The sequence below is a fragment of the Borreliella yangtzensis genome (assembly GCF_014201775.1).
Classification (GTDB): domain Bacteria; phylum Spirochaetota; class Spirochaetia; order Borreliales; family Borreliaceae; genus Borreliella; species Borreliella yangtzensis.
The window spans coordinates 1-1379 of sequence record NZ_JACHFG010000072.1 but is presented as its reverse complement, the minus strand read 5'-3'; the positions used below and the strand labels follow the sequence as shown (position 1 = coordinate 1379).

At 27.9% G+C, this 1379-nt stretch carries 3 protein-coding genes; all 3 read left to right on the top strand.

Annotated elements, in window-relative coordinates:
- A partial coding sequence (locus HNP68_RS06900; protein WP_183221744.1) for a DUF777 family protein occupies nt 1–359 on the top strand: 359 nt, incomplete at its 5' end.
- Nucleotides 360–388: 29 nt separating this feature from the next.
- The gene (locus tag HNP68_RS06895) at nt 389–721 is read left to right on the top strand and encodes a DUF2634 domain-containing protein (protein WP_183221742.1); all 333 of its coding nucleotides are present in this window, start codon (nt 389–391) and stop codon (nt 719–721) included.
- Nucleotides 718–1379 (top strand): DUF276 domain-containing protein (locus HNP68_RS06890; RefSeq protein WP_183221741.1); only part of this gene is annotated, 662 nt, incomplete at its 3' end. The genes HNP68_RS06895 and HNP68_RS06890, both read left to right, overlap by 4 nt.

Sequence of the window (1379 nt, the reverse complement as noted above, 5' to 3'; positions counted from 1 at the left end):
TATCTAATATCAGTTTTGAACTATCAAAAGGTGATACTGTTATACTACTTCAATCAAGCATTAACATTTTTGATAAAAATGACGATATCCATTTTGATAAGCATCATTTTTATATACTTAGTGCAATTGGTCCAAAAACTTTAAATTTAATTTCTGATACTGTTAAAATAAAAGCAAATAGTAGCATTGAAATAGCCAACCAAACAACTAGCTTGAAAAAAATTCTAAATAGTATTGTAAGTGCTATTAACGGTATAACAATAATAATCGATGAAAAAAATATTCCAGCAATTGAAAAAGTAAGTTTAGGAATAAAAACCACTAGAATTTCTACTGATATCAATAATTTGTTTAAGTAATTTTTGCTAAATATGCTATAATTATTAGTATGGATTTAAGAATTAGTAATGATTTTAAATTGGTATTTAATAACGATGTATCAATTGTTGATGGAATTGATGAGCAAAAACAAAAACTGTTTTTATTCTTAAAAACACTAAAGGGAAGTTTAAGCTATGCTCCTAATTGGGGACTAGATTACTATTTACTTTTAAAACTACTCAAGATTAACAATCTTCAAGCTATAAAAAACTATTTTTATGAAATATGTAAAGAGCTTAGCTTAGATATAATAAATATAGCAACTGATATAACAAATCGCAAGGCTCATATATCCTTTTTTTTCTCTGGTGACATTTTGAATATGGAGTTTAATTTATGAGTATTGTTTTTGATTCTGATTTTGGAATTCTAAAGCGTACAATTAAGGACATAGTACGGGCTAAAAGAGAGTACTTACGAGCAAATTATGGAATTAACATTGATGATAGTAATAGCTCTATTTACAACATGATTGCATCTTCTTTAGCACTTATTGAAGAAGAAGTAATTGACGAACTTAATCTATTTTTTTCTAAAATGAAACCAGGTGGTAGCTATTGGACTGCAATTGAAGAACACATTTCTTCTAAAAGCGCAACTTACAGCGCAGTTAGAGCAGCTTTACTTAATCTTAATGGAATAGAGTATGCCAATATTAAAAGTTCCGCTGGTAAAGCTAATATATACCTAATTTTGAAAGAAGATTTACTAGACGCGGATAAAACCACTATTAATAATCCAGAATTTAAAGCAAAACTATGGGAAACATTATATCTTACAACCCCTAGTGGAACTTTACTTGAGGGAGATATAGAAATTGATGGACTCAACCCAACTGGACAACTTAAATCTTATAAAATATCACTGGGGAAAAGAAAATATGTTTACATGAAAGTAAAATATAAACTTGACCTAAAAAACTATCTCTATTTAAACATAGATTCTCAAATTAGAGACATATACTCTAGGATTATTTCAAATAACTATGCTGATATGGG

Coding starts and splice junctions, on each gene's coding strand:
- HNP68_RS06895 (WP_183221742.1), top strand. CDS start 389: ATGGATTTAAGAATTAGTAATGATTTTAAATTGGTATTTAATAACGAT.